23 protein-coding genes are annotated in these 26,766 nt (G+C 66.8%); 14 read left to right on the plus strand and 9 right to left on the minus strand.

Going from position 1 to position 26,766, the window contains the following annotated elements; genetic code table 11:
• Positions 1 to 10 precede the first annotated feature (10 nt).
• Positions 11 to 1,231 (minus strand): CaiB/BaiF CoA transferase family protein, encoded by a 1,221-nt coding sequence (locus OKW45_RS18435; protein ID WP_429473316.1) that lies wholly within the window; start codon positions 1,229 to 1,231, stop codon positions 11 to 13.
• Positions 1,232 to 1,520: 289 nt separating this feature from the next.
• On the opposite strand from OKW45_RS18435, the gene alaS reads away from it, so the two are divergent.
• A complete protein-coding gene (gene alaS / locus OKW45_RS18440) occupies positions 1,521 to 4,145 on the plus strand; it encodes an alanine--tRNA ligase (protein ID WP_429470324.1) in 2,625 nt (874 codons plus the stop codon).
• A gap of 160 nt (positions 4,146 to 4,305) precedes the next feature.
• Here alaS and OKW45_RS18445 read toward each other — a convergent pair whose 3' ends face one another.
• Positions 4,306 to 5,226 carry a LysR family transcriptional regulator gene (locus OKW45_RS18445; RefSeq protein WP_429470326.1) on the minus strand — a complete coding sequence of 307 codons (921 nt, stop codon included), beginning with the start codon at positions 5,224 to 5,226 and terminating at the stop codon, positions 4,306 to 4,308.
• A 101-nt stretch (positions 5,227 to 5,327) separates the two neighbouring features.
• On the opposite strand from OKW45_RS18445, the gene OKW45_RS18450 reads away from it, so the two are divergent.
• The 9 genes from OKW45_RS18450 to OKW45_RS18490 all read left to right on the plus strand — a co-directional run bounded on the left by OKW45_RS18450 (position 5,328) and on the right by OKW45_RS18490 (position 14,045).
• Positions 5,328 to 6,641 carry a YbfB/YjiJ family MFS transporter gene (locus OKW45_RS18450; RefSeq protein WP_429470328.1) on the plus strand — a complete coding sequence of 438 codons (1,314 nt, stop codon included), beginning with the start codon at positions 5,328 to 5,330 and terminating at the stop codon, positions 6,639 to 6,641.
• Positions 6,642 to 6,728: 87 nt separating this feature from the next.
• Positions 6,729 to 7,760: a threonine aldolase family protein gene (locus OKW45_RS18455; protein WP_429470330.1), complete on the plus strand. Its 1,032-nt coding sequence runs from the start codon at positions 6,729 to 6,731 to the stop codon at positions 7,758 to 7,760.
• A gap of 125 nt (positions 7,761 to 7,885) precedes the next feature.
• Positions 7,886 to 8,416: an NUDIX domain-containing protein gene (locus OKW45_RS18460; RefSeq protein ID WP_018421202.1), complete on the plus strand. Its 531-nt coding sequence runs from the start codon at positions 7,886 to 7,888 to the stop codon at positions 8,414 to 8,416.
• A gap of 183 nt (positions 8,417 to 8,599) precedes the next feature.
• Positions 8,600 to 9,748, plus strand: coding sequence for a 4-hydroxybutyrate dehydrogenase (gbd, locus tag OKW45_RS18465; RefSeq protein ID WP_429470332.1), 1,149 nt, complete (start codon positions 8,600 to 8,602; stop codon positions 9,746 to 9,748).
• A 28-nt stretch (positions 9,749 to 9,776) separates the two neighbouring features.
• Positions 9,777 to 10,226 (plus strand): acyl-CoA thioesterase, encoded by a 450-nt coding sequence (locus tag OKW45_RS18470; RefSeq protein WP_090801058.1) that lies wholly within the window; start codon positions 9,777 to 9,779, stop codon positions 10,224 to 10,226.
• Positions 10,227 to 10,230: 4 nt separating this feature from the next.
• Complete coding sequence (locus OKW45_RS18475; RefSeq protein WP_018421199.1) at positions 10,231 to 11,169, plus strand: branched-chain amino acid ABC transporter permease; 939 nt, start codon at positions 10,231 to 10,233, stop codon at positions 11,167 to 11,169.
• Positions 11,162 to 12,526: a branched-chain amino acid ABC transporter permease gene (locus tag OKW45_RS18480; protein ID WP_429470334.1), complete on the plus strand. Its 1,365-nt coding sequence runs from the start codon at positions 11,162 to 11,164 to the stop codon at positions 12,524 to 12,526. Before OKW45_RS18475 ends, OKW45_RS18480 begins: the two co-directional genes overlap by 8 nt.
• Positions 12,523 to 13,323: an ABC transporter ATP-binding protein gene (locus tag OKW45_RS18485; RefSeq protein WP_429470336.1), complete on the plus strand. Its 801-nt coding sequence runs from the start codon at positions 12,523 to 12,525 to the stop codon at positions 13,321 to 13,323. Before OKW45_RS18480 ends, OKW45_RS18485 begins: the two co-directional genes overlap by 4 nt.
• Positions 13,320 to 14,045: an ABC transporter ATP-binding protein gene (locus OKW45_RS18490; RefSeq protein ID WP_429470338.1), complete on the plus strand. Its 726-nt coding sequence runs from the start codon at positions 13,320 to 13,322 to the stop codon at positions 14,043 to 14,045. Before OKW45_RS18485 ends, OKW45_RS18490 begins: the two co-directional genes overlap by 4 nt.
• A gap of 22 nt (positions 14,046 to 14,067) precedes the next feature.
• Here the strand turns inward: OKW45_RS18490 and iolB are convergent, their stop codons facing one another.
• The 7 genes from iolB to OKW45_RS18525 form a co-directional block, all read right to left on the minus strand.
• Complete coding sequence (gene iolB / locus OKW45_RS18495; RefSeq protein WP_429470340.1) at positions 14,068 to 14,868, minus strand: 5-deoxy-glucuronate isomerase; 801 nt, start codon at positions 14,866 to 14,868, stop codon at positions 14,068 to 14,070.
• Positions 14,865 to 15,773: a myo-inosose-2 dehydratase gene (iolE, locus tag OKW45_RS18500; RefSeq protein WP_429470342.1), complete on the minus strand. Its 909-nt coding sequence runs from the start codon at positions 15,771 to 15,773 to the stop codon at positions 14,865 to 14,867. Before iolE ends, iolB begins: the two co-directional genes overlap by 4 nt.
• A 19-nt stretch (positions 15,774 to 15,792) precedes the next feature.
• Complete coding sequence (gene iolD, locus OKW45_RS18505; RefSeq protein ID WP_429470344.1) at positions 15,793 to 17,772, minus strand: 3D-(3,5/4)-trihydroxycyclohexane-1,2-dione acylhydrolase (decyclizing); 1,980 nt, start codon at positions 17,770 to 17,772, stop codon at positions 15,793 to 15,795.
• Entirely contained in the window at positions 17,769 to 19,793 is a 2,025-nt protein-coding gene (locus OKW45_RS18510) for a bifunctional 5-dehydro-2-deoxygluconokinase/5-dehydro-2-deoxyphosphogluconate aldolase (RefSeq protein ID WP_429470346.1), read from the minus strand. The genes iolD and OKW45_RS18510 overlap by 4 nt, the downstream gene beginning before the upstream one ends.
• Before the next feature lie 86 nt (positions 19,794 to 19,879).
• Positions 19,880 to 20,686 carry an ATP-binding cassette domain-containing protein gene (locus OKW45_RS18515; protein WP_184006205.1) on the minus strand — a complete coding sequence of 269 codons (807 nt, stop codon included), beginning with the start codon at positions 20,684 to 20,686 and terminating at the stop codon, positions 19,880 to 19,882.
• A gap of 13 nt (positions 20,687 to 20,699) precedes the next feature.
• Positions 20,700 to 21,890: an ABC transporter permease gene (locus OKW45_RS18520; protein ID WP_018421190.1), complete on the minus strand. Its 1,191-nt coding sequence runs from the start codon at positions 21,888 to 21,890 to the stop codon at positions 20,700 to 20,702.
• Between the two features lie 175 nt (positions 21,891 to 22,065).
• The gene (locus OKW45_RS18525; RefSeq protein ID WP_429470348.1) at positions 22,066 to 23,112 is read right to left on the minus strand and encodes a sugar ABC transporter substrate-binding protein; all 1,047 of its coding nucleotides are present in this window, start codon (positions 23,110 to 23,112) and stop codon (positions 22,066 to 22,068) included.
• A gap of 276 nt (positions 23,113 to 23,388) precedes the next feature.
• On the opposite strand from OKW45_RS18525, the gene OKW45_RS18530 reads away from it, so the two are divergent.
• From OKW45_RS18530 to OKW45_RS18545, 4 genes are all read left to right on the plus strand, one after another.
• Positions 23,389 to 24,273: a MurR/RpiR family transcriptional regulator gene (locus OKW45_RS18530; protein ID WP_018421188.1), complete on the plus strand. Its 885-nt coding sequence runs from the start codon at positions 23,389 to 23,391 to the stop codon at positions 24,271 to 24,273.
• Positions 24,266 to 25,282 (plus strand): inositol 2-dehydrogenase, encoded by a 1,017-nt coding sequence (gene iolG / locus OKW45_RS18535; protein ID WP_429470350.1) that lies wholly within the window; start codon positions 24,266 to 24,268, stop codon positions 25,280 to 25,282. The genes OKW45_RS18530 and iolG overlap by 8 nt, the downstream gene beginning before the upstream one ends.
• A complete protein-coding gene (locus OKW45_RS18540) occupies positions 25,282 to 26,328 on the plus strand; it encodes a Gfo/Idh/MocA family oxidoreductase (protein ID WP_429470352.1) in 1,047 nt (348 codons plus the stop codon). The genes iolG and OKW45_RS18540 overlap by 1 nt, the downstream gene beginning before the upstream one ends.
• Before the next feature lie 136 nt (positions 26,329 to 26,464).
• On the plus strand, positions 26,465 to 26,692 hold the full coding sequence (locus tag OKW45_RS18545; protein ID WP_026225937.1) for a sulfurtransferase TusA family protein: 228 nt from the start codon (positions 26,465 to 26,467) through the stop codon (positions 26,690 to 26,692).
• Positions 26,693 to 26,766: the final 74 nt, after the last annotated feature.

Below are 26,766 nucleotides of genomic sequence, written 5' to 3' on the forward strand. Positions count from 1 at the left end.
GTCTCCTCGATCAGATCACCGCTTTGCGCTTCAACTCGGCAATCGTCTGCGCGTCGTATCCGAGCACGTCGCTCAGCACCCGCTCGGTATGCTCGCCGAGCAGCGGCGGATGGCTCAGCGCCTGCGGCGGCGTGCCGGTCATGGTGATCGGATTGCGCACGAGCTTGACGGTGCCGCCCGACGGATGCGGCAGATCGACCTGCAGACCGCGCGCGACCACCTGCTCGTTGTCGAACACTTCGTCGAGGTTGTTGATCGGCCCGCACGGCACGCCGGCCGCTTCGAGCGCCGCGATCCATTGCTGCTTGCCCTGCAGGCGGACCATGTCCGCGAGCATCGGCACGAGCAGTTCGCGGTTGCGCACGCGCGCGGGGTTGGTTGCGAAACGCTCGTCGTCGGCGAGTTCCGGGTGGCCGCCCACCTCGACGAACTTGCGGAACTGTCCGTCATTGCCGACCGCGACGATGATCCAGCCATCGCTGGTCTGGAAGGTCTGGTAGGGCACGATGTTCGGATGCGCATTGCCCCAGCGCACCGGCGGCTGGCCGCTCGCGAGGTAGTTCGAGTTCATGTTGGCGAGCATCGCGACCTGCACGTCGAGCAGCGCCATGTCGATGTATTGGCCAACGCCGGTGCGGTCGCGGTGCGTGAGCGCGGTCAGCACCGCGATCGTCGAGTACATGCCGGTCATCAGGTCGGCGATCGCGACGCCAGCCTTCTGCGGGCCGCCGCCCGGCTGAGCGTCGCGCTCGCCGGTGATGCTCATGAAGCCGCCGATGCCCTGCACGATGAAGTCGTAACCGGCGCGCTGCGCATACGGGCCGGTCTGCCCGAAGCCCGTCACCGAGCAGTAGATCAGGTCGGGCTTGACCTCTTTGAGCGATTCATAGTCGAGGCCGTACTTCTTCAACTGGCCGACCTTGTAGTTCTCGAGCACGACGTCGCTTTGCGCGGCCAGTTCGCGCACGATCCGCTGACCCTCGGGCGACGCGATGTCGAGCGTGACCGAGCGCTTGTTGCGGTTCGCCGCGAGATAGTAGGCGGCCTCGCGCGTGTCCGCGCCGTCCGGCGTTTTCAGATAGGGAGGCCCCCAGTGGCGCGTGTCGTCGCCGATCTCGGGGCGTTCGATCTTGATGACGTCGGCGCCGAAATCGGCGAGCGTCTGCGCGCACCACGGACCGGCGAGCACGCGGGTGAGATCCAGCACGCGGATGTGACTGAGAGCGCCCATGTTCTTGAATGTCTCCTGATGGTTGCAGGCCGCGCGGCGAGTTGCCATGCGTTATTTCGCGCGTAGTTTCGCGGAAGTCATCTTAAGCGATTCGCGCTCGCGGGCGCAGTCAGCCGAACGTCATGGCGCGGATCGGACGATCGGACGCGCGAGCGCCCACCAGGCGGCGCGCAGTGCCGCGCGCGCTTGCCGATCCCGTATAATCAGTCGTTTAAAGAAACCGACAGTTGGCGCATCCCACCGACCGCCAGTCTCCGTCAGGAACCGTCAGGACCGTCCCCCGCCCGCTATGAAAGCCGCTGAAATCCGCGAGAAATTCCTCAAGTTCTTCGAATCGAAGGGCCATACGATCGTCCGTTCGTCGAGCCTCGTGCCCGGCAACGACCCGACACTGCTCTTCACCAATTCGGGGATGGTGCAGTTCAAAGATGTGTTCCTCGGCGCGGAATCGCGTCCGTATTCGCGCGCCACGACCGCGCAGCGCAGCGTGCGTGCCGGCGGCAAGCACAACGACCTCGAGAACGTCGGCTACACCGCGCGTCACCACACGTTCTTCGAGATGCTCGGCAACTTCTCGTTCGGCGACTACTTCAAGCGCGACGCGATCCACTACGCGTGGGAACTGCTGACCGGCGTCTACCAGCTGCCCAAAGACAAGCTGTGGGTCACCGTCTACCAGGAAGACGACGAAGCGCACGACATCTGGGCGAAGGAAGTGGGCGTGCCGGTCGAGCGCATCATCCGCATCGGCGACAACAAGGGCGCGCGCTACGCATCGGACAACTTCTGGCAGATGGCCGACACCGGCCCGTGCGGCCCGTGCTCGGAAATCTTCTACGACCACGGCCCGGACGTGTGGGGCGGCCCGCCGGGATCGCCCGAGGAAGACGGCGACCGCTACATCGAAATCTGGAACCTCGTGTTCATGCAGTTCAACCGCGACGCGCAGGGCAACATGACGCCGCTGCCGAAGCAATGCGTGGACACCGGCATGGGCCTCGAGCGCATCGCCGCCGTGCTGCAGCACGTGCACAGCAACTACGAGATCGACCTGTTCCAGGCGCTCATTCAAGCCGCTGGCCGCGAAACCGGCGTGACCGATCTGGGCAACAACTCGCTGAAGGTGATCGCCGATCACATCCGCGCGTGCTCGTTCCTGATCGTCGACGGCGTGATTCCGGGCAACGAAGGCCGCGGCTACGTGCTGCGCCGTATCGTGCGCCGCGCGATCCGCCACGGCTACAAGCTCGGCAAGAAGGGTTCGTTCTTCCATCGCCTCGTGGCCGACCTGGTCGCGCAGATGGGCGACGCTTACCCTGAACTGAAGCAGGCCGAGCAGCGCGTGACCGACGTGCTGCGTCAGGAAGAAGAGCGCTTCTTCGAGACGATCGAACACGGCATGTCGATTCTCGAAACCGCTCTGGCCGATCTCGACACGAAGGGCGGCAAGACGCTCGACGGCGAACTCGCGTTCAAGCTGCACGACACCTACGGCTTCCCGCTCGACCTGACCGCGGACGTCTGCCGCGAGCGCGAAGTGACGGTCGACGAATCCGCGTTCGACGACGCGATGGCGCGTCAGCGCGAGCAGGCTCGCGCGGCGGGCAAGTTCAAGATGGCGCAGGGTCTCGAATACTCGGGCGCGAAGACCACCTTCCACGGCTACGAAGAAATCGTCTTCGACGACGCGAAGGTCGTCGCGCTGTACGTGGACGGCGCGTCGGTGCAGCAGGCGCAGGCCGGCCAGCAGGCGGTCGTCGTGCTCGATCACACGCCGTTCTACGCGGAGTCGGGCGGCCAGGTCGGCGACCAGGGGGTGCTCGCGAACGCCAGCACGCGCTTTGCGGTCGTCGATACGCTGAAGGTTCAGGCCGACGTAGTCGGCCACCACGGCACGCTCGAGCAGGGCACGCTGAAGCTCGGCGACATCGTCAAGGCCGAAATCGACGCGGTGCGGCGCGCCCGCACGGCGCGCAACCACTCGGCCACGCACCTGATGCACAAGGCCTTGCGCGAAGTGCTCGGTTCGCACGTGCAGCAGAAGGGCTCGCTCGTCGACGCCGACAAGACCCGCTTCGACTTCGCGCACAACGCGCCGATGACGGACAGGCAGATCCGCCGCGTCGAGGAAATCGTCAACGCCGAAGTGCTGGCGAACGCGCCCGGCATCGTGCGTGTGATGTCGTACGACGAGGCCGTGAAGGGCGGCGCAATGGCGCTGTTCGGCGAAAAGTACGGCGACGAAGTGCGCGTGCTCGACCTCGGCTTCTCGCGTGAGCTGTGCGGCGGTACGCACGTGAATCGCTCGGGCGACATCGGTTTCTTCAAGATCGTGATGGAAGGCGGCGTCGCGGCCGGTATCCGTCGCGTCGAGGCGATCACCGGCGACAACGCGGTGCGCTACGTGCAGGAGCTCGAAGCGCGCGTCAATGCAGCCGCGGCCGTGCTGAAGGCACAACCGGCGGAACTCACGCAGCGCATCGGCCAGGTGCAAGACCAGGTGAAGGCGCTCGAGAAGGAACTGGGCGCACTGAAGTCGAAGATGGCGTCGAGCCAGGGCGACGAACTCGCGGGCCAGGCGATCGAAGTCGGCGGCGTGCATGTGCTCGCGGCGACGCTCGAAGGCGCGGACGTGAAGACGCTGCGCGAAACGGTCGACAAGCTCAAGGACAAGCTGAAGAGCGCGGCGATCGTGCTCGCGTCGGTGGAAGGCGGCAAGGTCAGCCTGATCGCGGGCGTGACCGCAGACGCCAGCAAGAAGGTCAAGGCGGGCGAACTGGTCAACTTCGTGGCCCAGCAGGTGGGCGGCAAGGGCGGCGGCCGTCCGGACATGGCGCAGGCCGGCGGTACCGAGCCGGCCAACCTGCCGGCGGCGCTCGCGGGCGTCAAGGGCTGGGTCGAAGGGCAGCTTTGATTCTGATGGTCGGTTGAGTCCGGCTCGACTCGAAGTCGAGCCGGGTTCGACGAAGGGGTCACGCGGTGCGCCAGCAGGATCGGCGCGTTGCGTGGCCCCTTCGCTTTTGCTGAAGCCGACCGGGTTGCGCCGAACCTTGTTGCTGGGGCGGATTCAACGATCAGACCACATTCGCATCCGCGGCCGCCACCGCATCCACCTCGGCCGCCCCTTCCTGCGACGCCACCAGCGTGCGTCGCAACGCATTGAGCGCCGACGAAAAATGCCCGCGTCGCCACACCAGCAGCGTGTCGATCATGCCGATATCGGGCAATTCGTGCACCGCGATATTGCTCCTGTCGGTCGCCAGATCGAGCACCGAGCGCGGAGCGACCGCGAGGCCAGCGCCGGCCGCCACGCACGCGACGATCGCGTGATACGAGCCGAGTTCCAGTACCCGTTGCGGTCGCGTGCCGTGCTCCAGATACCACTTCTCGATATACGCGCGATACGCGCAGCCCCGCTCGAACGCGATCAGCGTCGATAGCGCGATGTCGCGCACTTCGCGGATCGGCCGATGACCGCGCGGCGTCAGCATCACGAGTTCCTCGCGGAAGATCGGCACGGTCTCGAACAGATCGCCGAGGGTGGCCGGATCGAGCGGCGTCGCGACCAGCGCCGCATCGACCTCGAACTCGCGCACCCGTTCGATCAGCCTGCCGGTCGTACCGGTCTCCAGTTCCAGTTCGACGGCCGGCCATTGCTGGTGATATTGCGCGAGCAGGCCCGGCAGACGCGTCGCCGCGACGCTTTCCATCGTGCCGAGACGCAGACGCCCGCTGGGACGATCCTCGCGCACCGCGTGCCGCGCCTCGTCGGCGAGCGCGAGCAGCCGTTCCGCGTAGGGCAGCAGCGTCTCGCCGGCCGGCGTCAGCACGAGCCGGCGGCCGTCGCGGATGAACAGCTCGGTGCCGAGCTGCTCCTCGAGCTGCTTGATGCGCGTGGTCACGTTCGATTGCACGCGATTGAGCTTCGCCGCGGCGCGCGTCACGCCGTTTTCGCGCACGACCGCGCGAAAAATGGTCAGAGCGGCCAGATCCATGATTCTCTCCTGGCGATGAATAACATCCTAATTATTCATTTTTTGTGATTCAAAGGTCAAGCTAGTATGGATTCATACCATCGCCGTTTGCCCGTCCGATCATGAACGATCTCGCTTCCCACGCGTACCCGCGCTTCCACGAGCCGCACTCCGCCCGGCGCGCGGCGCTCGCCTGCATGGTCACGCTGGCCGTCGCGCTCGGTATCGGGCGCTTCGCATTCACGCCGCTGCTGCCGCTGATGCTGCACGGCGCCGCGCTCGGCCAGCCGCAGATCGATATCCAGCATGGCAGCTGGCTCGCGTCGTTCAATTACGCGGGCTATTTCGCCGGCGCGATGACGTGCGCGGCGCTGCGGATCGAGCCCGCGCGGATGGTGCGCGTCGGACTTGCTGCGACCGTGCTGCTGACGCTCGCGATGGGCGTCACCGGCCAGTTCTGGGCGTGGGCGCTGGTGCGCTTCGTCGCCGGCGCGGTCAGCGCGTGGACCTTCGTGTTCGCGTCGCAGTGGGGCTTGCGGCGGCTCGCCGAACTCGGCGCGCATGCGTGGAGCGGCGTCATCTATACGGGACCGGGCGTGGGCATCGTCGGCACTGGCTTGCTGGTCAGCGTCGCGGGTGGCTATGGCGCGGTGGTCGGATGGATCGGCTTCGCGGTGATCGGCGCGGTGCTGTCGGTGCTGGTGTGGCCGGTGTTTGGCGAAGCGCGGCGTGCGGGAACAGCGAAGCCTGGCGCTGCAAGCTCCGCAACCGCAAAGCCCGCCACCGGATCGCGCGCCAGCGCAAACCAGCCGCCTCGTACTGCCGGCATTGAGACGAGCCATGCCGTCCACCGCGCCGACGCGTTCTGGCTGGTCCTGCTCTACGGTATCCCGGGCTTCGGCTACATCATCACCGCGACCTTTCTGCCGGTCATCGCGCGCCACGCATTGCCGGGCTCGGCGTGGCCGGACCTGTTCTGGCCGATGCTCGGTGCGGCGCTGATCGTCGGCGCGTTGCTCGCCGCGCGTTTGCCCGTGCATTGGGACAACCGCGCGCTGCTCGCGGGCTCGTATGTGCTGCAGGCGCTCGGCATTGCGCTGGGCATCGTATGGCCGACGGCGGGCGGGTTCTCGCTCGGCAGCATCCTGATCGGCCTGCCGTTCACCGCGATCACGCTATTCGCGATGCGCGAGGCGCGGCGTCTGCGCGGCGACGACGCGGCCGGGCTGATGGGTTATGCGACGGCCGCCTATGGCATCGGTCAGATCGCAGGTCCCCTGGTGGCCGCGCCGATTGCCGCGCACACGGGGTCGTTTTCGCTGGCGCTGTGGCTCGCCGCGGGCGCGCTGCTGGCGGGGGCGGCGGGACTGATCGCAGTGACGCGCATGCCGCGTGGCCCACGCCGTGGCCGCGCGCCGGATTGCGGTTGCAGCTAGGACTCGAAAACAAATCTCGCACGAGCGCACTAAAATGACCGCTTTCCGTCATTCCCTCGCGCCTGTCGCCGGGCGCGTCGCTCGACCATGCAACATTTCGCGTCCGACAACTACGCCGGCATCTGTCCCGAAGCGCTCGACGCGCTGATCGCCGCCAACGACAGTGGCCACGAGCCGGCCTACGGCGACGACTCCTGGACCAACCAGGTCTGCGACCGTCTGCGCGGCCTGTTTCAGACCGATTGCGAAGTGTTCTTCGTGTTCAACGGCACAGCGGCCAATTCGCTCGCGCTCGCGTCGTTGTGCCAGTCGTACCACTCGGTGATCTGCCACGAACTCGCGCACATCGAGACCGACGAATGCGGCGGTCCCGAGTTCTTTTCAGGCGGCTCTAAACTGCTCACGGCGCCGGGCATCGCCGGCAAGCTCACACCCGATGCGATCGAGTCCATCGTCACGCGGCGCGCCGATATCCACTATCCGAAGCCCAAGGTCGTCACGCTGACGCAGTCGACCGAGGTCGGCACCGTCTACAGCGTCGAGGAAGTGCGCGCCATCGCGGCGATCGCGAAGCGTCGTCATATGAAGGTGCACATGGACGGCGCGCGCTTCGCGAACGCGGTCGCCGCGCTCGACGTGCATCCATCTGAAATCACGTGGCGCGCGGGCGTCGACGTGCTGTGTTTCGGCGGCACCAAGAACGGCTTGCCGGTCGGCGAGGCGGTGGTGTTCTTCGACCGCGCGCTCGCCGACGATTTCGCCTATCGGCTGAAGCAGGCGGGACAGCTCGCATCGAAGATGCGCTTCATCTCCGCGCCGTGGCTCGGCCTGCTCGACAACGACGTATGGCTGCGCAATGCGCGTCACGCGAACGCGATGGCGCGTCTGCTGGAGACGCGGTTGCAGGAAATCCCCGGCGTGAGCATCATGTTTGCGAGCGAATCGAACGCGGTGTTCGCGCAGTTGCCGCCGCATGCCGCGAAGGCGATGCGCGCGCGCGGCTGGAAGTTCTACGAGTTCATCGGCGCGGGCGGTTGCCGGCTGATGTGCGCGTGGGACACGCAGCCCGACACGGTCGAGCGTTTCGCCGCCGACGTGCGTGAGCTGTGCGTCGCGTGATGGAAGACGCGTGAGGTCGCTGGAACCTGAATTGCCCCGGCGCCTCGACGTACCCATCGGCACACAAGCAAGGCCGCCTGACTGCGACCCGCCAGAAAACACGAAACAAAGAGACGTCCCCCGCCATGACCGAGTACCGATTCTGTCCCCGCTGCGCGAAACCCCTGACCGAACGCGCCGACCCCGACCACGAGGGCGGCCGCGTCCGTCAGAGCTGTCCCGATACCGGGTGCGGCTACGTCCATTGGAATAACCCGCTGCCGGTCGTCGCGGCGATCGTCGAGTACGAGGGCAAGATCCTGCTTGCGCGCAATGCGGCGTGGCCCGAGGGCATGTTCGCGCTGATCACCGGCTTCCTCGAAAACGGCGAGACGCCGGAGCAGGGCATCGCGCGCGAAGTGATGGAGGAGACGTCGCTGCACGCCGAGTCGGTCGAACTGATCGGCGTGTACGAATTCATCCGCAAGAACGAGCTGATCATCGCGTATCACGTGAAGGCGCATGGGACGATCGCGCTGTCGCCCGAGCTGCTCGAATACCGGCTCGTCGAGCCCGCGAAGCTGCGGCCGTGGCGCGCGGGCACCGGCCAGGCGCTCGGCGAATGGATGCGGCGACGCGGGTTGCCGTTCGAATTCGTCGAGCGGCCGGGGCAGTGAGGCGTTCGGCCCACCGAGCCGCAACATCAGCCAGCACACAGACGACGCAGAAATCACAGCCAACATGGAGACAGCCCACAACCCACGCGACACCACACGACCCGGCAGATCCATCGACGCATCACCGAACCGATCATCCACGTCAATCGGCGGTCAATGAGCGCACGCTCAGGGAGAAACGGCATGGCCTACATCTACTACCTGACCCACATTCATCTGGGCTACGACGCACTGTCGCAACTGTCGTCCGAGTGCGCGCGCATCGGCATCGAGCGGCCTCTGGTGATCAGCGACAAGGGCGTCGTCGCGGCCGGCATCGCGCGGCAGGCACTCGACGCGCTGAAGCTCGGCGACGTGCCGCTGTTCGACGACACGCCGTCGAACCCGACCGAGGAAATGGTGCTCGCGGCCGCCCAGGTGTATCGCGACGAGCGCTGCGACGGGCTGATCGCGGTGGGCGGCGGTTCGTCGATCGATCTCGCGAAGGGCGTCGCGATCGCGGCCACGCATCCGGGGCCGCTCACGCAGTACGCGACGATCGAAGGCGGCAGCGCGAAGATCACCGACGCCGTCGCGCCGCTGATCGCGATTCCGACCACGGCCGGCACTGGCAGCGAAGTCGCCCGCGGCGCGATCGTGATTCTGAACGACGGCCGCAAGCTCGGCTTTCACTCGTGGAATCTGCTGCCGAAATCGGCGCCGTGCGATCCCGGTCTCACGCTCGGCCTGCCGCCGGGGCTGACCGCCGCGACCGGCATGGACGCGATCGCGCATTGCATCGAGACCTTCCTCGCGCCGACCTTCAATCCGCCCGCCGACGGTATCGCGCTCGACGGCCTCGAACGCGCGTGGCACAGCATCGAGCGCGCGTGCGCGGACGGCCGCGATCGCGAGGCACGCCTGAACATGATGAGCGCGTCGATGCAGGGCGGGATGGCGTTCCAGAAGGGCCTCGGCTGTGTGCACTCGCTGTCGCATCCGCTGGGCGGCCTGAAGGTGAACGGCCGCACGTCGCTGCATCACGGCACGCTGAACGCGGTCGTGCTGCCCGCGGTGCTGCGCTTCAACGAGCGCGCGCCGAGCGTGGTGGCCGAGCGTCGCTATGCGCGCATGCGTCGCGTGATGGGGGTGCCCGAGCATGCGGATCTCGCGCATGCGCTGTTCGACATGACGGCGCGGCTTGGACTGCCGACCGGCCTCAGGCAAATGGGCGTCGACGAAAGCATGTTCGACAAGGTCGTGCAGGGCGCGCTGGTCGACCATTGTCATCGCACGAATCCGCGCGAGGCGAGCGCCGACGACTATCGCCGCATGCTGACCGAGTCGCTGTGATCCTCGCATCCACCAACGGCCACGTCCGATGAACAAACCCGCCCCCGCCGGCCGCGCCGCGTATCCGCACTTCCTGCCGATCACCACGCGCTGGATGGACAACGACGTCTACGGCCACGTGAACAACGTCGTCTACTACAGCTATTTCGACACCGTCGTGAACGAGTATCTGGTCCGCGCGCGCGTACTCGATTTCGAGCACGGCACGACGATCGGGCTGGTCGTCGAGACGCAGTGCAACTACTTCGCGCCGCTCGTGTTTCCCGATCGCATCGACGCGGGCTTGCGCGTCGCGCGGCTCGGCACGTCGAGCGTGCGCTACGAGGTGGGGCTATTTCGCGACGGCGACGCCGAGCCCGCCGCGCAAGGGCACTTCGTGCACGTCTACGTGGACCGCGCGACGCGCCGTCCCGTGAACCTGCCCGCCGAGCTGCGCGCGGCGCTCGAACCGTTGTGCGTCGTCGGGCCGGCGGACTAGACGCGTGCAGTCGTTCATCATCACTCTGCTCAACGGCCTGAGCTACGGGCTGTTGCTGTTCATGCTGTCGGCCGGGCTGACGCTGATCTTCAGCATGCTCGGCGTGCTCAACTTCGCGCATGCGAGCTTCTATATGCTCGGCGCGTACGTCGGCTTTTCGGTGGCGGCGCGCGCCGGCTTCTGGAGCGCGCTGGTGGTCGCGCCGCTCCTCGTCGGTCTGCTCGGCGCGGCGCTCGAACGCTGGCTGCTGCGGCGCGTGCGCGGGCACGGGCATCTGCCCGAACTGCTGCTGACGTTCGGCGCCGCCTATCTGCTCGGCGAACTCGTCAAGCTCGGCTGGGGGCTCGGTTCGCTGTCGGCGAAGATTCCGGCGGTGCTCGACGGTCCGCTGTTCTCGCTGTACGGCGCGGTCTTCACGCGCTATCGCGCGTTCATGATGGCGGTGTCGCTCGCGATGCTCGCGGCGCTCGTCGCGATGCTGCGCGTGTCGAAGACTGGCTTGATCGTGCGCGCCGCGCTCACGCATGCGCAGGCCGTCGAAGCGCTCGGGCACGACGTGCCGCGCGTGTTCACCGGCGTGTTCGCGGCCGGCACCGCGCTCGCCGCGCTGGCCGGCGTGATCGGCGCGCCGCTATTCGTCATCGAGCCGGCGATGGCGGAGTCGCTCGGCTCGATCGTGTTCGTCGTGGTCGTGATCGGCGGGCTCGGGTCGCTGAGCGGGGCGCTCGTCGCGTCGCTGCTGGTGGGGTGCCTGCAAACGCTGGCGGTCGCGAGCGATCTGTCGTTGGGCGACGTGGTGTCGCTCGCCGGCGCGGTGCTGCCGCCCGAATGGGACGCGCTGACGCTCGCGCAACTCGCGCCGCTGCTGCCGTACCTGTTGCTCGTCGCAGTGCTGGCGACGAGGCCGCGCGGGCTGTTCGGACGGCGTGACGATCATGCGTAAGCGGGGCGGGTCGTCAGACGCGCTGGAAAGCGAGGTGCAGCCTCGCGGGGGCGGCCGTGCGGTCGCGCCGTGGCTCGCGCTCGTCGCCTTTCTGGCCGTACCGCCTTTCATCTGGCCGCACAGCTGGCTGCTCGCGTATCTCGCGCAAAGCGCGACGATGATCGTGTTCGCGCTGTCGTACAACCTGCTGCTGGGCGGGACCGGGCTGCTGTCGTTCGGGCACGCCGCTTATGCGGGGCTCGGCGCGTTGATCGCCGCGCGGGTGTTCAACGCGGGCGGCATGCCGCTCGTGCTGCTGCCGTTGGTCGGCGGCATCGGCGGCGCGCTGTGCGGCGTGCTGTTCGGCTTCATCGCGACGCGCCGAGCCGGCACCGCATTCGCGATGATCACGCTCGGTCTCGGCGAGCTTGTCGTCGCGGCCGCGTGGACGCTGCCGGACTGGTTCGGCGGCGAGGCGGGCGTCGCGATCGATCGCGCGAGCGGGCCAGTCCTCGGCGGCTGGAGCTTCGGTCCGGCGCGCGAGGCCTATGCGCTGATCGCGCTGTGGTGCGTCGTCGCCAGTGTCGCGATGTTCGCGCTGTCGCGCACACCGTTCATGCGGCTCGCGAACGCCGTGCGCGACAACCCGGCGCGCGCGGCGGCGATCGGCTGCTATCCGCGGCGGGTTCGCTATGGCGTGGTCGTGCTGTCGGCGTTTTTCGCGGGCGTCGCGGGCACGCTCGGGCTGATCAATATCGAACTCGTATCGACCGAGAGCGTCGGCACGATGCGCTCGGGCGCGGTGCTGATCGCGACCGTGATCGGCGGCACGGCGGCGTTCTTCGGGCCGGTCGCGGGGGCGATCGTGCTGACGTTTTTCAGCGTGGTGGTCGCCAGTGTCACGCGGGCGTGGCTGTTCTACCTCGGGCTGTTCTTCGTCGCCGTCGTGCTGGCCGCGCCGGATGGGCTCGCCGGCTTTGCCTCGCGGCAGACGGCGCGGATTGCCGCCAACGGCTGGCGACGTTGCCGCGCCGCGTATTGGTGGAGCGCGGCGGCGGGGTTGCTGTGGCTCGCGGCCATCGTGTTCGCGGTGCAGTGGGCTTATGCGGCGCAGTTCGGCGCGGACGAGGGTGCGGCTTCTGGTGTGTTGTTCGGCGCATTGTTCCGCGCCGGTGCAGGTGCGGGCGCTGGCGCGGATACCGATGCCACCATCGCGCCGCCGCCGCTGTCGCCGCTTGCCGCCTCGCCACTTCTGCTCGCGCTGGCGCTCGTTGCGCTCGCCGCTCTGGCTGCGCTGACCACGCGCCACGCGCTGCGCGCGCATGCGCGCGTCACGGCCCACGCACGCGCGGCACGATTCCCCGGAGCCGCACGATGATCCCCGCACTCGCGCTCTACGGCATCGAAAAGCGTTTCGGCTCGACGCAAATCCTGCGCGGCGTCGATCTCGCGATCGAGCCAGGCGAGCGGCACGCGCTGATCGGCCCGAACGGCGCGGGCAAGTCCACGCTGTTCAATCTGATCGGGGGCGGCGCACGGCCGAGCGCGGGGCGTATCCACCTGTTCGGCGCGGACATCACGCGGCTCGCGCCGGCCGCGATCGCGCGCCGTGGCCTCGCGCGCAGCTTTCAGAGCACCAGCGTGTTCGCGCGGCTGTCCGTGTTCGACAACCTGCGCTGCGCGGCGCAGCTTGCCGAACGCGATCGCACGCGCTGGTGGCAGTGTCTGACCGGCACGGCCGCGGTCGATGCGCGCGCCGCCGACGTGCTCGACGCGGTCGGCCTCGGCGCGCGCCGCGACGTCGCGGCCGGCACGCTCAGCTACGCGGAGCAGCGCGCGCTCGACCTCGGCATCGCGCTCGCGGGCGGCGCGCACACGCTGCTGCTCGACGAACCGACGGCGGGCATGAACCGCGCGGAAGCGGCGCGCGCGATCGAGCTGATCCGCGACACCACCGCCGGCCGCACGCTGCTGATGGTCGAGCACGATATGGATGCGGTGTTCGCGATCGCCGATCGCATTTCGGTGCTGGTGCAGGGGTGCATCATCGCAAGTGGATCGCCGGCCGCGATTCGTGCGGACGCGGCGGTACGGGCCGCGTATCTGGGCGAACGCTTCGACGTCGGCTCAGGCGCGCGAGCGGGTGATGAACCGGACCACGGAGCAGGCCGATGAGCGCGCTGCTCGACATTTGCGACCTGAATGCGTGGTATGGCGCGAGCCAGGCGTTGCACGGCGTCACGCTGAGCATCGAGCCCGGCGAAGTGGTCGCGCTGGTCGGCCGCAACGGCTCGGGCCGCTCGACGCTCGCACGCGCGATCATGGGCCTCGTGCGCTGCGAGGGCGAACTACGTTTCGCGGGGCGTCCGCTCGCCGGTCGGCGCACGTTCGAGATCGCGCGGCTCGGGCTCGGCTATGTGGCCGAGCATCGCGACGTGTTCACCGCGCTGAGCGTGCATGAAAACCTGCTGCTTGGCATTGCGCCGGCCGCCGCATCGCGTGCGCGCGGCCGAGCGCCGCGCTTCACGCTCGACGACGCGTACGCGCTGTTCCCTGTGCTCGCCGAGCGCAAGCGAACGCGCGCCGGCGCGCTGTCGGGCGGCGAGCAACAGATGCTCGCGCTCGCGCGGGCGCTGCTCGGAGATCCCGATCTGCTGTTGATCGACGAGCCCGGCGAAGGGCTCGCGAGTCTCGTGATGCAGCAGGTCGCCGCCTGCCTGCACGCGCTGCGCGAGCGTGGCGTCGCGATGTTGCTGATCGAGCAGAGGCTCGTGATCGCGCGGGACATCGCGTGCCGCGTCGCGGTGATGGGGCACGGCGAGATCGTGTTCGACGGCGCGCTGGCGTCGTTTATGTCGCGCGACGACGTGATGCGCGAATGGCTCGGAGTTGGCTGACGCGCGACTACGAACAAATTAGTCAAGCATCCTTGTTGATGATCCATTCGTGCGCCGGATCGTTATGGAAATGCCAGACTCGCTGGCTGCCCGCCATCACGTTCAGATAATACGAGTCGTAGCCGTACGGCACGACGACCGGGTGATAGCCGCGCGGCACCATCACGACGTCGTGATCCTCGACGGCCATCGATTCGTCGATATCGCGCGAGTCGGTGTACACGCGTTGGAAGGCGAAGCCTTGCGGCGGATCGAGCCGGTGGTAATAGGTTTCTTCGAGCGAGCTTTCGAGCGGGATATTGTCGGTGTCGTGCTTGTGCGGCGGGTAGCTCGACGCGTGACCGCCCGGCGTCCTCACTTCGACCACCAGCAGCGATTCCGCCGGCTCGGTGTGCGGAAGAATGTCGCACACATAACGCGTATTCAGCGACTTACCGCGCGTCGAGCGCTTCATCGACGCCGGCTCGATCAGCCGCGCCGGATACTCGCCCCTGGCCGGCGCGCTCGCGACACCGATCTCCGCGTCGCGGCACGCGCGCACCGTCGCGCGCACATTCGGCGGCACATACACCGCGTACGGCGCCGCGTCTTCGAACACGCTGTCGCGTGAACCGAGCGAGCTCCACGTCCTGTCCCGCGTTTCGATATCGACCGCGCCGCTCAGCACAACGATGCACGCTTCGCGCGCCGGCTCGAACACGTAGACGAGTTCGTTCGCGCCGAGCCGGTACGCGGCGAATCCCACATAGCGCCAGCAGGCCGACTGCGGCGTCACGCGCGCGATCGTCTGGCCTTCGCGCTCTGCCTTCACCAATAAGCTCATGCTGCCTCCTTGCCGAGGGGCGCATCGACGAGCGCCCGCAAAGTTCCGTATCCCTTCTGCGCATAGTCGAACGGCGGCGCGACCACCGGGTCCTGCTCCGCCTCGACGACGAGCCAGCCGCAATAACCGTGCCGCTTCAACCGGTCGATCAGCGCCGGAAAATCGACCGCGCCGTCGCCGGGCACCGTGAACGCACCGGCGATCACCGCATCGAGAAAACTCCAGTTGCGATTGCGTGCGAGCTTCATCACGGCGGGGCGCACGTCCTTGCAGTGCACGTGGCAAACGCGCGCGATGTGTTGGTCGAGCACGGCCAACGGATCGCCGCCCGCGAACGTGATGTGCCCGGCGTCGAACAGCAGGCCGACCGCGTCGCTTGTGCGCGCCATCAACCGGTCGACGTCGGCCGGCGTTTCGACGTACGCGCCCATATGATGATGATAGGCGAGCCGCACGCCGCGACTCAGTGTATAACGCGCGAATTCATCGACGCGTGCCGCGTAGCCGGCCCATTGCGCGTCGCTGAAAAAGCGCGGCCGTTGATACAACGGGCGCGGCGCGCCCTGGATCGAATCGGCGACTTCGCCATACACCATCACGGTCGCGCCGTTCTGCGCGAGCAACTCCAGATGCGGGCCGACCGTGTCGATTTCTTCGGCGACGCTGCGCCTGGCCAGTTGTCCCGAGTACCAGCCGGACACGAGCGCGAGGTCGTATTGTGCGAGCAGCGTTTTCAGCGCTTGCGGCTCGCGAGGAAACTTGTTGCCGAGTTCGAAGCCCTGATAGCCGATCTGGCGACCCTCGGTCAGCGCGACTTCGAGCGGCGTCTCGCCGCCGAGCGACGGCAGGTCGTCGTTCATCCACGACAGCGGGTTGATGCCGATGCGTACGTCGAAAGCAGTCATGCCGGAGTCCTCATGGTTCTCAGTCGTGATCGGCGCCCTGTGACGGCGCAGGCGTCGCGGACGGCGCCGCGCGCGCGACGAGCTGCGCGTCGTACTTCGCGCGGGCGTCGCGCACCTCGGTGCGCGTCGATACTTCGGGCACCGCGACTTCCCACCACCAGCCACCGTCTTCCGTGGTGCGAGCCGGGTCGGTGTCGATGCTGATCACGTACGTGCCTCGCGCCGCGCGCGCGCGTTGCAGTGCGGCTTCGAGCTCGGCGAGATTGCGTGCATGCTCGGCTTGCGCGCCGAGCGCGCGCGCATGCGCGGCGAAGTCGATGTGCGGCGCGCCTTCCGGTGCGTGCACGCAATCGTCGAGCAGATTGTTGAACGGTGCGCTACCGCAAGCCTGTTGCAGTCGATTGATGCAGCCGAAGCCGCGATTGTCGAGCACGACGACGATCAGCTTCGCGCCGAGCATCACCGAGCTCGCGATCTCGCTGTTCATCATCAGATAGCTGCCGTCGCCGAGAATCACGATCACCTCGCGCTCGGGCCGCGCGAGCTTGACGCCGAGGCCGCCCGCGATCTCGTAGCCCATGCACGAATAGCCGTATTCGACGTGATACGCGCCGGGCCGGCCCGCGCGCCATAGCTTGTGCAGATCGGCGGGCAGCGTGCCGGCCGCGCAGACGACGATGTCGTCGGTCGGCGAGTGCGCGCTCGAACGCTGCACCGCGCCGATCACGTCGCCCTCGTAGGGCAGTACCGCGTCGCGTTGCGGCGCATGGGTGAGCGTTTGCACGGTGTCGCGCCAGCTCGCAGCGAGCTTGTGTGCGCGCGCGGTCCAGCTGCGCTCGGCGTGCCAGCCTTGCAGCGGCCCCGTTAGCGCATCGAGCGCGAGTTTCACATCGGCTTCGACGACGAAGCCGCGATGCTTGAGCGCGTCGAATCCGTTCGCGTTGATCGCGATCACGTCGGCTTGCGTGAACAGCGTGTTCGAGCCGGTCGTGAAGTCCTGCAGCCGCGTGCCGAGCGCGAGCACGCAGTCGGCGTCATGCGCAAGCGCGTTGGCAGCCGCAGAGCCGGTCACACCGAGCGCGCCTGCATTCAGCGGATCGTTCCACGCGAGCGAGCTTTTGCCGGCCTGCGTTTCCGCGACCGGCACGCCATGCGCGCTCGCGAGGCGGTGCAGCGCATCTGCCGCGCGGCTGTACAGCACGCCGCCGCCCGCGACGATCAACGGACGCTTCGCGTGCCGCAAGCGCGCGCACGCGGCGTCGATATCGTCGCTACGCGGCGCGGGTGCGTGAAAGCGCACGACACGCGGCGTGAAAAAGTCCTCCGGGAAGTCCCACGCCTGCGCCTGCACGTCCTGCGGCAGCGCCAGCGTGACGGGGCCGCACAACGCGGCATCGGTGAGCACGCGGATCGCGCGCGGCAGCGCGCTCAGCAATTGCGCAGGATGCACGATGCGGTCGAAGTAGCGCGACAGCGGCTTGAACGCGTCATTCGCGGATACGCCGCCATCGTTGAAATCCTCGACCTGCTGCAAGACCGGATCGGGCGCGCGCGACACGAAGATGTCGCCGGGCAACAGCAGCACCGGCAAACGGTTCACGTGCGCGAGCGCGGCCGCGGTCAGCAGATTGGTGGCACCTGGGCCGATCGACGTCGTCACGGCCATCATGCGGCGGCGAAAGTGCGCCTTCGCGTAGGCGATCGCACTGTGTGCCATCGCCTGCTCGTTGTGCGCGCGCAACGTCGGCAGCGCGTCGCGATGCTGATACAGCGCCTCGCCGATGCCCGCGACGTTGCCGTGACCGAAAATCGCGAACACGCCGCCGAACAGCGGTTCGACGTTGGTGCCGTCTTCGCTGGCGACGCGCTGCGCGGCCAGATAGCGCACGAGCGCCTGCGCCATCGTCAGGCGAATCGTGCCGCCGGCGCGCGCAGGCGCGTGCGCTTGCGTCGCGCCGCTGGCGGATGGGGTGTCGTCATGCATGATGCGCTCGTTCATGCGGCCTGCTCCTGATGAGCGTGATGAGGTGTGCCGTGCGCCGCCGGTTCGCCGCGCGCACCGCGCCACGCGGTGATCAGCGTTTCGAACGTGAGGCGCACACGCGCGATCAGTTCGTCGTCGCCAATTTCACCGGCGAGCCACGCATGGCTTGGTTCGTGAAAGATCGTGCGGCCGACCGTAAAGCCGCGGCACGTCGCCGCTTGCGCGGCCGCGCGAAAGCCCTCGCTCAATTGCTCGACCGCCGCCGATAAACCGAGCAGCACGACGCCACGGCAATACGGATCGCGCTCGGCGATCAGCGCGTCGATGGCCTGCCATTGCGCCGCGTCCATCGGTTCGAGCTTCCACCACTCGGGGTAGATGCCGAGGTTGTACAGGCGCTTCAACGCGCGATACACGATGTCCGGTCCCTGCGGCAGCGCCGCATGCTTCGGAGGAATCACTTCGAGCAGCAGTTCGTGGCCGCTTGTCTGGGTCGCGTCATACAGCGCGCGCAGTTGCGCCTCCTGTTCGAGCCGCTGCTCGATCGGCTCGTCGGGATGAAACTGCACGAGGCATTTCACGACGTGTTCCTGCGGCCACGCGATCAACGTGGTGCCGATCGAACGACCATGATCCAATACGAGCGGCACGGAGCCGGGCAGTTCGACCGGGCGGCCGATCCACCAGCCGCGACCGGTCGCGGCATTCAGCGCGTCCTGACCATAGCGGTCGTCGATCAGTACGCCGATGCGTCCCTGCAAGTTCAATGCACGTTCGGTTTGCGCGACCGCTTCGACGAACAGGCCCTTCAACCGGGCAATGCGCGCTTCGTCGGCGCCGGTCTGCTGCGCGAGTTCGAAGAACGAGTTGCGATGATCGAAAGCGAAGCCGAGCACCTCGTGCCACGCTTTGCGCGCCGGCGACACGCGATGCAGTCTTGCGAGCTTCGCATCGCGATCGGGGCGGCGCATGCGTTGCGGATCGGCCTGCGCTTCGCGCAGGAAGTAGTCGAGTTCGGCCGGTGTCGGCATCGCCGGGGCGCAGCCGTGCCGGGACACGACCAGCGCGCCGCTCGCATTCGCGGCGTGCGCGCAGGCGTCGAGCGGCTGATCGCGCAGCCAGCCGGACAGGAAGCCGGAAGCGAACGCGTCGCCCGCGCCGAGCACGTTCAGCACTTCGACTTCGACGCCGCCATGAACCGGCGCATCGTCGAGCGATGCAGGCACCTCGCCGTCGATGATCTGACAGCCGAGCGGCCCGCGTTTCAGCACGAGCGTGGCCGCCGTCACCGCGCGCACCATCGCGAGCGCGTCGGCGAGGTCGGTCTTGCCGCCGGCGATGCGAAACTCTTCCTCGGTGCCGATCACCAGATCGAACAGCGGCAGAATCCGCTGCAAATGCGCGCTGACGCCTTCGCTCGCGACGAAACGCGTCTCGCCGTCGGCCTTGCCCGTAAGTCCCCACAGCACCGGGCGGTAGTCGATGTCGAGCACGGTGCGCACGTCGTTGCGACGCGCGTAGTCGAGCGCGCGACGGCTCGTGCGATTGACCTGCTCGGTCGAGAAATGCGTGCCGGTGATCAGCAGCGCTTTCGACGACGCGATGAAGGCCTCGTCGAAATCGGCCTCGTCGACCGCCATGTCCGCGCAGTTCTCGCGGTAGAAGATCAGCGGAAAGGTGTCACGGTCCTTCAGGCCGAGCAGCACGAGCGCGGTCAGCCGATCGTGATCGATGCGCACGTGACTCACGTCGCAGCCTTCCTTCGTGAGCGTCTCCGTCAGGAAGCGCCCCATATGATCGTTGCCGACGCGCGCCAGCATGGCTGCGGCAAGCCCGAGCCGCGCGCAGCCGAACGCGATGTTCGCCGACGAGCCGCCGAGATACTTCGCGAAGCTCGACACGTCTTCGAGCCGTGCGCCGACCTGCTGCGCGTACAGATCGACGGCCAGCCGGCCGAGGCACACGATGTCGCGGGCGCGCCCCGGCGCGAACCGGCTGCCCGCTGCGTTACCGCTGGAGGTGCTGGAGTGAGCCATGAATAGTCCTGAGTAACAGTGCGCGGTGGGTGCGCGTTGGCCAGCCGGGCAAAACGCGCCGAGGCTGGACGTGCCGCGCGAATCGGTCAGATCGTCGCGCCTTCGAGTTCGCCGATCATCTTCTGCATCTCGGCGCCGCCGGCCATCATGTCGAGCACTTCGTCCTTGCTGATCGTCTGTTTGGTGAACGTGCCGAGCGAGCGGCCGCGATTGAGCAGCGTGAACGAATCGCCGATCGGATACGCGTGGTGCACGTTGTGCGTGATGAAGATCACCGAGATGCCTTTGGCGCGCGCCTTGTGGATCAGCTTCAGCACGTTGAAGCTCTGCTTGACGCCGAGCGCGGCGGTCGGTTCGTCGAGAATCAGCACGCGCGCGCCGAAGTGGATCGCACGCGCAATCGCCAGACATTGACGCTCGCCGCCCGACATCGTGCCGATCGGCTGATGCGGGTCGCGCACGTTGATGCCCATTTCGGCGAGCTTGTCGCGCGCGGTGGTTGCGCAGGTTTCGAGGTCCATCACGTTCAGAAGGCCGAACAGCTTTTTCTGCGGCTCGCGGCCCATGAAAAAATTGCGCGCGACCGATAGCAGCGGCACCAGCGCGAGATCCTGGTAGACGGTTGCGATACCGAGGTCGAGCGCGTCTTTCGGCGACGTGAAGTGCACCGGTTTGCCGTCCACCCGGTAGGTGCCTTTGCTCGGCTGATACACGCCTGCGAGCGTCTTGATCAGCGTCGACTTGCCGGCGCCGTTGTCGCCGAGCAGGCAATGCACTTCGCCGCGTATGAGGCGCAGCGTGATGTCGTTCAGCGCGATGATGTTGCCGAAATAACGGCTGACGTTTTCCAGCGACAGAATAATGTCGTCGGTGTTCTGTTCGGGGGTGCTCATCGTGAACCTCCGTCTAACGCGATGCCGCGACGCGGCCGCGCACGTAGTGGTTGAACAGCACGGCGAACAGCAGCATCACGCCGAGGAACACGCGGAACCAGTCGGAATCGACGTTGGTGTACGTGATGCCGATCTGCACGACGCCGAAGATCAGCGCACCGAAGCATGCGCCGATCACCGAGCCGTAGCCGCCTGTCAGCAGCGTGCCGCCGATCACCGCGGCGATGATCGCCTCGAACTCCGCCTGCAAACCGCGGTCGGCCGCGGCCGAACCGATGTCGCACACCTGAAGTACTGCATACAGGGCCGAGCAGAACGCGGTCAGCACGAACAGCGAAATCTTCACGCGACGCACCGGCACGCCGACGTTCTTGGCCGCGTTGGCATCGCCGCCGACCGCGAAAATCCAGTTGCCGAAGCGCGTCTTGGCGAGCGTGAACGCGCAGACCACGGCGAGCACGAGCCACCACAGCAGCACCTTGGGAATGCCCGGCACGAGCGGCGTGCCGTTGTCGAGCATCTTCACGAGGCCGAGGTGGCCGAGCCATACGAACAGACCTCTGAACGCGACGCCCTGGAAGAACGTGTGCGCGAACCAGTCCTGACGCGCGACGTCGCCGACGCCGGAGATGATGGTGCGATCGGCGAACATCACCGATAGCGCGAGCGTGAGACCGCGCAGTATGAACAGGAACGCGAGCGTGACGATGAACGACGGCAGGCGCGTGCGCATCACCAGATAGCCGTTGAGCGCGCCGAGCAGCATCGAGCCGACGAACGCGAACACGATTGCCAGCCAGATCGGCCAGTGGAAGTACATGGTCGGCAGCGCGACCATCATGCCGGCAAAGCCGATCATCGAACCGATCGACAGATCGAACTCGCCGGCGATCATCAGCAGGCACGCGCCGACCGAGATCAGACCGAGATAGGCGGCGACCTGCGACCAGTTCATCACGCCGTCGAGGTTGAACATCCCCGAGTTGCCGGCCGCCACGCCGAACACGATGAACACCATCACGGTGCCGGCGAGCGCCGCGAATTCCGGTCGGCCGAGCAGATGGCGGAACCAGGATTCCTCGCGCACGCGTTCGTCGACGGCAGCGGATTGCGAGGCGGTCGTCGCAGCAGACTTCGCCGGGTCCTGCGGATCAGGCGGCGGTTGCTTGCGGTGATGGGGATGAAACAGGTCGGCGACACCCATTGAAGCTCTCCTTGATACGCCCGCGACCGGCGGGTCGGCGCAATGCCGTGGGCGTTTGCGAATCCGCTGCGGAGGCGAGCGCCGGCAAGACGCCATGCGTCCCGCCAGTCACTGCCTTTTAACCTTGCCGCCGGCGCGGCGGCTTAGGCGCGCGATGCGATGCGTTGCCGTGCGTTCAGCGGTACTGGCCGGCGTACTTCAGCACCTTGTCGACGTTGGCCTTCGTGATGAAGCCCGGACCCGAGCCGATATTGCGCGGCCCATACGACGGCGTGAGTCCGTAGGTCGCAAGACGTTCCTTGAACTTCGGATTCGCCTGCAGAATCTCGCGGATCTTGGCGGGATCGGTGGTGTGGTCCTTCTTCACGATCGCGAGCACGGCAACCGGGATATAGCCCTGCAAGTACGGTTGCTGGTCGATCGCGAACTGGATCGTGCCGTCCTGGATGCCCTTCGCGATGTCGCTGTCGAAGTCGAACGTCGCGAACCAGATCTTGCCGGCGAGGCCCATCTGCTGCAGCGCCTTCAGCGTCGGATCGGCCGACAGCGGACCGAGCGTCAGCACCGCCTGGGTATCCGGATGATTGCGCAGGAACGCGCTGACCTTCGACTGCACGCCGGTCGGGTCCTGACCCGTGTCGAGCGTCGAGGTTTTGAAGTTGGCGCCGATCGCTTCGGCGAAACCGCGGCAGCGTTCGAACGAAGCCGGGTTCGTCGCGTAGTGGTTCACGCACAGGAACGACTTGATGCCGGCGGCCTTGGCCTTTTCTCCGGCGGCTTTGCCGGCCGCGAACTCGGGCTGGCCGACGTGCATGATCGCGCCGAGCTTCGCGCTTTGCTCCTCGGTGCCCGAATTGATCGTGACGAGCGGAATGTGTTTCTCGGTGACCTTCGCGATCGAGCTCTTCAGCACGTCGAAGTCGGCGATCGACACGATCACGCCGTCGTAGTTGCGCGCGGCCGCCTGCTCGACGAGACGCGCCATGTCGGCGATGTCGCCGTTCGGCGGGTTGCGGTAGTCGGTCTGAACGTTGAAGTCCTCGTCGGCCTGCTTGATCGCGTTCTTGATCGTGTTCCACCACGAGTCCGAATCCGGCGCGTGGCTGATCAGCACGAAGTGGGCGTCCGCCGCGCGGGCGGCCGAGGCCGCGCCGAATCCCGTCGCCAACGTCAACGCCGTCACCAGAAGCCTGAGCGTTGCCTTGCCTCTGCAAAGTCTCATTGTCTCCACCTTTCTCGGTCTGTCGTTCGTTATTGAGGGAGCGACTGGCGGGCGGCTTTCCATTCCGATGACCCAGACAACGAGGCCGAAGCGCCATCGCTCACGACCAAGAGTAGGTCATCTTCCGAAGCCTTGCAAAGAAAATTTCATGAGAAATAAAAATGGAAAATACGTTCCATTTGATGGGGCGGCCGCCTATACTCGGCAACGTCGGATGCACGTTGCGGCGGGCCGCGGGCGCGTCTGCCGCATTGCAGGAAACCCCGAGAGGCAGTCATGGCGGAACAGATCACCGAAGAAGCGTTGCCGAGCGTCGACGAATTGATGCAGCGCATCGCGGATACCTACGAGTCGCTGCCGCGGCAATTGAAAAGCGTCGCGACGTACATCGAGCAGCATCGCTCGAGCGTGATGATGGATCGCACCAGCGATATCGCCGCGAGCTGCGCCGTGCATCCGTCGGCGGTCGTGCGCTTTGCGCAGCGCTTCGGCTTTTCCGGGTTTTCGGATCTGCAGGCGGTGTTTCGTCAGGCGTATACGGAGCAGGGCGTGTCGTCGTCGAGCTATCAGCAGCGCATTCGCAAGCTGATCGACGAGAAGCCCGGCACGTTGTCGGGCGGCGCGGTCGCGCGCGAGTTCATCGCCGCGTCGCGCGGCGGCCTCGAAGAACTCGAAGCGGGCCTCGACGACAAGCAGTTCGACGCCGCCGTGAAGATGCTGCAGCAGGCCGACAACATCTACGTAATCGGCGTGCGGCGCTCGTTTCCGGTCGCGAGCTACATCGTCTATGCGTTGCAGCACACGCATAAGCGCGTGCATCTGGTGTCTGGCTTCGGCGGCATGTATCGCGAGCAGATCCGCAGTGTGAGGAAGGGCGACGTGGTGATTGCGATCAGTTTCGCGCCGTACGGCAAGGAGACACAGTACTGTCTGCGCGTCGCGCATCATCTTCAGGCGAAGACGCTCGTCATTACGGATAGCCAACTATCGCCGCTCGCACGCTACGCCAGCACGCAGCTGTACGTGAAAGAGGGCAGCGCGTTCGCGTTCCGCTCGCTGACCAGCACGATCTGCCTGTGCCAGGCGCTCTTCATCGCGCTCGCGTACAAGCTCGAACTGAACGTTGAAGAATCCAACGACACTGGAGGCTACGATGACTGACGCGGTAAACACGATCGACGTCGCCGTATTCGGCGCGGGGCGCATCGGCAAGATCCATGCGGCGAATCTCGCGCGGCAGCCCGGCGTGCGGCTCAAATACGTGGTCGACGTGAATCGCGAGGCGGCCGCCGCGCTCGCCGCGCAGCATGGCGCGCGGGTTGCGGATAGCGACGGCGCGATCGGCGATGCATCGATCGGTGCGACCGTGATCTGTTCGAGCACCGACACGCATGCGGACCTGATCGTCAAATCGGCCGCGCAGAACAAGCACGTGTTCTGCGAGAAGCCGGTCGATCTCACGTTGGAGCGCGCGCGGATGTGCGCAGAAGCGGTGGAGCGCGCCGGTGTCGTGTGCATGATCGGCTTTCAGCGGCGCTTCGATCCGACGTTTTCGGCGTTGAAAACGCGTCTCGACGCGGGCGAGATCGGCACGCCGGAAATGCTCGTCGTCACGAGCCGCGATCCGGGCGCGCCGCCGGTCGAGTACATCCGGCACTCGGGCGGCATCTTCAAGGACATGCTGATTCACGACTTCGACATCTGTCGCTGGATTCTCGACGACGAAGCCGACACGCTGCACGCCACCGGCAGTTGCCTCACCGACCCCGCGATCGCCGACGCGGGCGACATCGATTCGACCGCGGTGACGATCCGCACGAAGCGCGGCCGGCTGTGCCAGATCAACACCGCGCGGCGCGCTGCCTACGGCTACGACCAGCGCTTCGAAGTGCTCGGCAGCACCGGCATGCTGCAGGCGGGCAACGTGCGGCCGACCGAGGTCACCGCTTACTCGAAGACGGAAGTGTCGACCGACGTGCCCGAGGCGTTCTTTCTCGAACGCTATCGCGCGGCGTACGCGCTCGAAATCGCGCATTTCTTCGACGCGGTCACGCACGGCAAGCCGGTGCGCACGACCGTCGCGGATGGCCTGAAAGCGCTCGAACTCGCGGAAGCCGCGACGCGTTCGTGGCGCGAGGGCCGCGCGGTCAAACTCGGCGAGGCAGCGTGATGAAGCGCGCCACGGAACGCTTGCGGCTCGGCGTGGTAGGCCTTGGGCGGCTCGGCAAGCGGCATGCGGAGAATCTCGCGTATCGCGTGCCGGGCGCGACGCTCGCGGCCGCGTGCAGCCCGCTCGAAGACGAGCTCGCATGGGCGCGCGATGCACTACCCGAACCGCGTCTCTACGCCGATTACACGGACCTGCTCGCCGATCCGCACGTCGACGCGGTATGGCTCGTCACGCCGTCGTCGCTGCACGCGCAGCAGATCGTCGACGCGTTGCGCGCCGGCAAGCATGTGTTCTGCGAAAAGCCGCTGTCGCTTGATGTCGCCGAATGCGAGCGCGTGTTGGCCGAAGCGGCGCACTATCCGCACCTGCAGGCGACGATCGGCTTCATGCGCCGCTTCGATCCGAGCTACCGCGACGCGTTCGATAAAATCGCCGCCGGCCAGATCGGCCGGCCGTTCCTCGTGCGCTCGCAAACCACCGATAAAAACGACGACGACGGTTTCTTCGTGCGCTTCGCGGCGACCTCGGGCGGCATCTTTCTCGACTGCACGGTGCACGACATCGACGTCGCCCGCTGGCTGCTCGGCAAGCCGCGCGCGACGCGCGTGTTCGCGGCGGGCACGATCGCTCTGCACGAGGGTCTGCGCGAATTCGGCGACGTCGACAACGGTGTCGCGATCTGCGAATTCGAGGGCGGCAAGCTCGCGATGTTCTATGCGTCGCGCACCCAGGCGCACGGCAACGATACGCATAGCGAAGTGATCGGCACGGCGGGCGCGCTGACGATCGGCCGCAATCCGCGCGCGAACCGCGTCGAGATCTACGACGCGACCGGCATTCGCAACGAATGCACGCCGAACTTTTTCGACCGGTTCGAGGACGCGTTTCTGCACGAGGCACGCGCGTTCGTCGCATCGGTGCAAAAAGGGCCGGGGAGGGGCGACGCGGCACAGAGTGGCGCGACGCTCGCCGATGCGCTCGAAGCGACGCGTATCGGTGTGGCGCTGCGCGAGTCGCTGCAAAGCGGTGAGGCGGTGACGCTGTAACGGCGCGCGGCACGGCTCGCGCGTGGAAGTGGGCGTCGTGGCGATGCCCGGCGGCGCCGCTCCGCCTGCTGTAGAATTTGACCCTCTGTCCGGCGTTGTCAGCGACGCCCCGTCCCGAAGGTCATCGTCGATGCAAATTCAGATTCACAAGGAAGTCGATGCGCGCGGGCTCATGTGCCCGCTGCCCATCCTGCGCGCCAAAAAGGCGCTCGCCGACATGGAAAGCGGCCAGATTCTCAAGGTGCTCGCCACCGATCCCGGCTCGCAGCGCGATTTCGCCGCGTTCGCGAAGCAGACCGGCAACGAGATCGTCGAAAGCTCGGCGCATGACAAGGTGTTTACGTTTCTGATGCGGCGTCGATGAGCTGCATTCGGTAAAACTGTCGGTCCGATGTAAAAAAGAAGGCGCTGTCCCCATTATTCGGGGTACAGCGCCTT

Source organism: Paraburkholderia lebeckiae (genome assembly GCF_050436225.1).
In the GTDB taxonomy this organism is placed as follows: Bacteria; Pseudomonadota; Gammaproteobacteria; order Burkholderiales; family Burkholderiaceae; genus Paraburkholderia; species Paraburkholderia tuberum.